This is a genomic window from Bacteroides sp. OF04-15BH (assembly GCF_003477995.1).
Taxonomy (GTDB): domain Bacteria; phylum Bacteroidota; class Bacteroidia; order Bacteroidales; family Bacteroidaceae; genus Paraprevotella.
Genome location: NZ_QUEM01000061.1, coordinates 1 through 6,510 on the forward strand (window position 1 = coordinate 1; position 6,510 = coordinate 6,510).

Consider the following 6,510-nt stretch of genomic DNA (forward strand, 5'->3'; position numbering starts at 1 on the left):
TGCTGACCATTTCTGTCCAGCACGTTCAGCGGAGAGACAGGCTCTCGAACTTATACTTTCACAGAATATCATAAAACTGCAAACAACTGATAATCAAGTGTAAATTACAATATAGAGTAAAACTAAATGTTTCTAAATGTCTTTTGCTATCTCAATAATTGGGTGTATATTTGGGTGTAGAATTTCAAACGCACCCAATTATGAATATCAAACGCAACATCATTTTTGCATTGGAGAGCCGGAAAAAGAACGGTGTGCCAATCGTAGAGAACGTACCCATCCGTATGCGTGTCATCTTTGCCAGCCAACGCATCGAGTTTACAACGGGCTACCGGATTGACGTAGCCAAATGGGATGCAGACAAGCAGCGGGTAAAGAACGGATGTACCAACAAGCTAAAGCAAAGTGCAGCCGAAATCAATACGGACTTGCTGAAATACTATGCCGAAATCCAGAATATTTTCAAAGAATTTGAGGTACAGGAGGTCATGCCAACGACCCAACAGTTGAAGGAAGCTTTCAACATGAGAATGAAAGACACCAGCGAAGAACAGCCGGAAGAAGCCCCTGTCAGCTTTTGGGAGGTGTTCGATGAGTTTGTAAAAGAGTGCGGTAACCAGAATAACTGGACGGCATCCACCTATGAAAAATTTGCAGCAGTGAGGAACCACCTCAAAGAGTTCAAGGAGGATGCAACGTTTAACTATTTCGACGAGTTTGGATTGAACGAATACGTCAACTTCCTACGTGATACCAAGGATATGAGAAACAGCACCATCGGCAAGCAAATGGGATTCCTCAAATGGTTCCTGCGCTGGAGCTTCAAGAAAGGACATCATCAGAACATTGCATACGATACATTCAAACCGAAACTGAAAACCACCTCGAAAAAAGTAATCTTCCTGACTTGGGATGAACTGAACAAGCTGAAAGACTACCAGATACCGCATGACAAACAGTATTTGGAACGTGTCAGGGATGTTTTCTTGTTCTGCTGTTTTACGAGTTTACGATATTCGGATGTTCGCAATCTGAAAAGAAGCGATGTGAAACCCGACCACATTGAAGTTACCACAGTCAAGACAGCGGACAGCCTGATAATCGAACTGAACGACCACAGCAAAGCCATTCTTGAAAAATACAAGGATGTTCATTTCGAGAATCACATGGCATTGCCCGTCATCAGCAATCAGAAGATGAATGATTATCTGAAAGAACTGGGTGAGCTGGCGGAAATCAACGAGCCTGTACGGGAAACCTACTACAAGGGGAATGAACGTATAGATGAAGTCACACCCAAGTACACTTTGTTAAGCACCCATGCCGGAAGAAGGACATTCATCTGCAATGCGCTGGCTCTTGGAATCCCGGCACAGGTGGTCATGAAATGGACGGGCCACAGCGACTACAAGGCTATGAAACCCTACATTGACATAGCGGATGATATTAAGGCAAACGCCATGAACAAATTTAATCAACTATAAAAGTATCAAACAGTTTCATAGATAGTTACCAATGACTATATTTGTAGAAATTATCATCACAATATGAGCAACAAGGAATCCAATATAGAGAAAACGAATTTTGATGCATTCATTCAAGCGGTCGGTTCGGAAATAGAACAGGCACAAGTAAGGCTGATTGTTGCAGCCAATGCACAAATGCTGTTCCATTACTGGAAGGTAGGCAATTACATCCTTTATCACCAGCAGCTGCACGGATGGGGAAGCAAAATCATCAAGCAGTTGGCAAAGGCTATCCGACTGCATTACCCTGAAAAGAAAGGCTATTCGGAACGCAACCTTACCTATATGTGTCAGTTTGCAAAGGCATATCCTTTAAGAGCGTTGCAAAGTTTCATAGAAACGGATGCAAGACTGTCTGTCCCAACCATACAGAGTGTGACCAATGAAGTATTGAAACTGAATGACAAACAATTTACGCAGGAACTTACTGCGCAAATACAATCTATTGATTGTCAATCGTTAGCAATTACGCAGGAGGTTCCTGCGCAATTTGAAGATGTGGGAAAAACCGTTTCTGCCATTTACAGGATGGGAATCAGGGAAATAGAAGAAATTTTCTTGACCTCTCCTATAGCCAAAATAAACTGGACAAGCCAAATGACTATACTTGACAGTTCGCTACCTTTAGGTCTAAGCTACTGGTACACGAAGCAGTCCATAGAAATGGGATGGAGCAGCAATGTATTGAAATTACAGATTGACAGTGATTTGTACAGCCGACAAATCAGCAACAACAAGGTAAACAATTTCACGACCACACTTCCGGCTCCACAAAGCGACCTTGCCAATTACCTACTCAAAGATCCGTACATCTTTGATTTGGCAGGAGCCAAAGAAAAAGCAGACGAAAGGGATATTGAAGAACAGCTGGTGAAACACGTTACCCGCTACCTGTTGGAAATGGGCAACGGTTTTGCCTTCGTTGCCCGGCAGAAGCACTTCCAAGTAGGAAACAGCGATTTCTTTGCCGACCTGATTCTATATTCCATTCCGTTGCACGCATATATTGTCATAGAATTGAAAGCCACTCCTTTCAAGCCGGAATATGCCGGACAACTCAACTTTTACATCAATGTGGTGGATGATAAACTGAGGGGAGAGAATGACAACAAGACTATCGGGTTGTTGCTATGCAAGGGAAAAGACGAAGTTGTGGCACAATACGCATTGACAGGCTACGACCAGCCCATCGGCATCAGCGATTATCAATTGAGCAAAGTGATTCCCGAGAAACTGAAATCAGCGTTGCCCAGCGTGGAAGAAGTGGAAGAAGAACTGGCTTCTTTCCTTGACAAAGACAATAACACTCAAAAATAGTTGCGTCCATGAAAGATGTAATTACAACGCTGATTCCCCGATACGGAGAATTGAACAGAATATACAAAGACTGGTCTGATAATAAAGGTTTCTCTTTTGAAAAGCAGAAATTCATTACCAAGTTCTATCTGGACTACAATGATGTAACGGTTCTTGAAACAGCCATTCTTGAACTGGTATTTCATCTTCCACAGGAGCAATACACACTGATTCTGAACAGCCTGAAAAAGGAAGTATGCGAAAACATAAGTTATTACAAGAAAGGATGTATGCCGGATGAACAGACCGTTTACAATATCTGCTTCCGAGTTTCAGAAATCTATAAAGAAGCCATAGAAGAACAGCAATACAAGACGACCAAGCTCCATGCTCCGCTAAACGAAGCATACCACCGATACGATTCCATAGGTTATCGGGAACACACCGCAGAGGATGAAAAGCGTGCGGAAATGGAATATGAACGGTTCAAGGCTGAATACGAGGAGGAAAAAAACAAGCTGACCGAACTCTACGATCTGCAAAAACAGACCAGAGAGAAAGCCCTGCAATATGCAGAAAGCCGTTTCAATGAAATCTATCGGCTGGGCTGCCACCTCAAAGAGACATTGGCGAAATATGTATTTGATGAAACAAACGAGCCGGAAGAGCCAGCCAAACAAGAACCAAACGCCCCCAACATACAGGAAGAAGTGCTGGGAACGAAACAGACTGAGTATTTCAATATGGAACTGCTTTCGCTCATTCATGTAACCTGCGTGGGAGAACAGTTCGAGAATATTTCCGAACATAATTTCTATACCTGCATGAACCTGCTACCAAGCGACACCAAACCCCAAATCAGACCGAGAGAAAAAATACGTACCTGCTATCTGATATTCCTGATGAGCGAAAAACTGCCCAAACAGGACAGGGAGAATTGGAAGAGGAATATCCTGAAAATATTGGATATTGAGGAAAGCTACTACAAGTCAAAGTACAAAGAGCCTGTTTCCGATTTCCCCAGTGACAGCAACCGGAAATTTGCCAAAGAAATGGACGGTATATTCCGATAATCTGTGATATGCCCTGACATTTTACAAAACAACCACTTTTACCACTCAAATTAAATTTTTGAGTGGTATTTTTATTATCTGATATTCAGATAAATAACAAGATATTCCATTTGTATCAACCACATCCTTACCACTTACAACCCTACCTAATTTTGCATCGTTCGAGAACAGAGATAACAGCCAGTGCGCAGGGCTGATTGTTAAACGACTAAATAGATTGAACGATGAAAAATCTTTAAGAATTATTATCAAAACCCGTCTGGCAGATGACAGGTGAAGAGTTCATATTCCTAAGCAAGCACGCTTCCCGTCAAACGGAAACGCAGCCACAGCCCGTTACAGACACAGAAAGAAAATATGTGTACGGAATACTGGGCATAGCCAAACTGTTCGGGTGCAGCCTACCCACCGCCAACCGTATCAAGAAAAGCGGAAAGATTGACAAGGCAATCACTCAGATAGGACGTAAGATTATCGTGAATGTTGAGCTTGCCCTTGAACTGGCTGGAAAGAAAACAGGAGGACGGAAATAACGGGAGACATGGCTATGGACTATATGAAAGAGACTAAGGAAATATCGGCTGAAGAAGCCATAATCCTTTGGCAAGCCTCACGTTTGAGCTTGTCGAAAAGTTATGAGAAAGCACCTGAAATCCTTAAAGTACATGATTCTGTCATTGGGACATTGGGTAATTTCAGCGCATCCATCGGCAAAGCCAAAAGTAAAAAAACGTTCAATGTATCGGCTATCGTAGCCGCTGCATTGAAGAATGGCACAGTGCTGCGGTATGTAGCTGAACTGCCTGAAGATAAGCGGAAAGTGCTTTATGTTGATACAGAGCAAAGCCCTTACCATTGTCTGAAAGTCATGACGCGCATTTTGCGAATGGCTGGTTTGCCAGATGATAGGGACAATGAGAATCTTGAATTTCTTGCCTTAAGAAAATACACGCCTGAGCAGCGTATCAGGATTGTGGAACAGGCTATTTACAATACACCCGAAATCGGTCTTGTAATTATAGACGGCATACGGGATATGGTGTATGACATCAACAGCCCGGTGAATCAACACGCATCATATCCAAGTTGATGCAGTGGACGGACGACAGGCAGATACATATCCATACGATACTGCATCAGAACAAAGGGGATGAGAACGCAAGAGGGCACATCGGTACGGAGTTGAACAACAAGGCGGAAACCGTATTGCAGGTAGAAAAGGACAAGGGCAACGGTGACATCAGCCATGTTTCAGCCATTCACATCCGGGCAATGGACTTTGAGCCTTTCGCATTCCGTATCAACGACAAAGCCCTTCCCGAACTCATTGAGGGATACAAACCTGAAACAAAGAAGCCGGGAAGACCCGAAGAAGAGAAGTTCGACCCTTACAGGCATATCACCGAGCAGCAGCACCGTATCGCATTGGAAGCCGTTTTCGGGCTGAAAGAGGAATACGGCTACAAGGAACTGGAAGATGCCTTAATCAAGACCTATATGTCAGTGGGTGTAAAGCTGAACCATAAAAAGGCGGTATCGCTCATCACCATGCTTCGCAACAAACGGATGATAGTGCAGGAGACAGGCAGAAAATACACATTCATGCCTGACTTCCACTATTAGCCCATTTCCCTGCAATCACTTCACTTTATTCTCGGGGTGTATATATTAGGAATATAGTGAAGTGCTTGGGGAATGGGACTAAATCACTTCACTTTATTACCGTATCCTATATATACGAGAATTTAGTGAAGTGATTATAGACCGTACTTCCTAAAAAGGTACGGGCAAAAAGAAAAATAAACCAATTCACCAACTACTAAAACAATCATTTTATGGATATACAGACAGCCAAGCAAATCAGAATAGCGGATTATCTGCATAGTTTAGGATATTCTCCCATCAAGCAACAAGGTGTCAATCTGTGGTATAAATCACCGTTAAGGGAAGAAGCCGAAGCCTCGTTCAAGGTAAATACCGAACGTGAACAATGGTATGACTTCGGTTTGGGTAAAGGTGGTGGCATCATAGAACTGGCTGCACACCTGTACGCTACCGACCATGTACCTTACATCTTGAAACGGATAGCAGAGCAGACACCGCACGTGCGCCCGGTATCTTTCTCTTTTGGCAAGCAAAGCTCTTCTGAGCCAAGCTTCCAACAGTTGGAGATTGTTCCGCTGTCATCTCCTGCCCTGCTTGCCTACTTGCAAGGTAGAGGAATTAACATAGAACTGGCGAAAAGAGAATGTAGTGAAGCACGTTTCACTCACAACGGCAAGCGGTACTTTGCCATCGCCTTTCCCAATGGTTCGGGTGGATATGAAATCCGCAACCGCTATTTCAAGGGCTGCATCGCCCCAAAGGAAATCTCCCACATCAGGCAGTCGGGAAAAGCGAGGAACACCTGTTATGTGTTCGAGGGATTTATGGACTACCTCTCCTTTCTGACATTGAGACAAGAGAACTGTCCGAATTATCCGGAGCTGGATGGACAGGATTACATCGTATTGAATTCCGTATCGAATGTGAACAAGGCTCTCTATCCGTTGGGCAATTACGAACGCATCCACTGCTTTTTCGACAACGACCATGCAGGAATGGAAGCACTCCGG

Annotated in this window: 4 protein-coding genes and 2 pseudogenes; all 6 read left to right on the forward strand. The window is 43.5% G+C overall.

Translation table 11 applies throughout. From position 1 onward, the window contains the following. Positions 1-200 precede the first annotated feature (200 nt). On the forward strand, positions 201-1,484 hold the full coding sequence (locus tag DXA74_RS15265) for a site-specific integrase (protein ID WP_118528999.1): 1,284 nt from the start codon (positions 201-203) through the stop codon (positions 1,482-1,484). Between the two features lie 63 nt (positions 1,485-1,547). Further along, positions 1,548-2,843: a YhcG family protein gene (locus tag DXA74_RS15270; RefSeq protein ID WP_117677824.1), complete on the forward strand. Its 1,296-nt coding sequence runs from the start codon at positions 1,548-1,550 to the stop codon at positions 2,841-2,843. A gap of 8 nt (positions 2,844-2,851) precedes the next feature. Next, positions 2,852-3,895, forward strand: a complete 1,044-nt coding sequence (locus tag DXA74_RS15275) for a hypothetical protein (RefSeq protein ID WP_005924019.1) — start codon at positions 2,852-2,854, stop codon at positions 3,893-3,895. Between the two features lie 239 nt (positions 3,896-4,134). Continuing rightward, positions 4,135-4,428: pseudogene (locus tag DXA74_RS15280) on the forward strand (DUF3853 family protein); the annotation flags it as partial. Between the two features lie 14 nt (positions 4,429-4,442). Beyond that, a pseudogene (locus DXA74_RS15285) lies at positions 4,443-5,518 on the forward strand (AAA family ATPase). 212 nt (positions 5,519-5,730) lie between these two features. Next, on the forward strand, positions 5,731-6,510 hold a 780-nt coding region (locus DXA74_RS15290; protein WP_233550583.1), incomplete at its 3' end, for a toprim domain-containing protein.

Bases quoted from the DNA above. Each gene is read 5' to 3' on its own strand.
- DXA74_RS15265 (WP_118528999.1), top strand. From the start codon at position 201: ATGAATATCAAACGCAACATCATTTTTGCATTGGAGAGCCGGAAAAAG.
- DXA74_RS15270 (WP_117677824.1), top strand. From the start codon at position 1,548: ATGAGCAACAAGGAATCCAATATAGAGAAAACGAATTTTGATGCATTC.
- DXA74_RS15275 (WP_005924019.1), top strand. From the start codon at position 2,852: ATGAAAGATGTAATTACAACGCTGATTCCCCGATACGGAGAATTGAAC.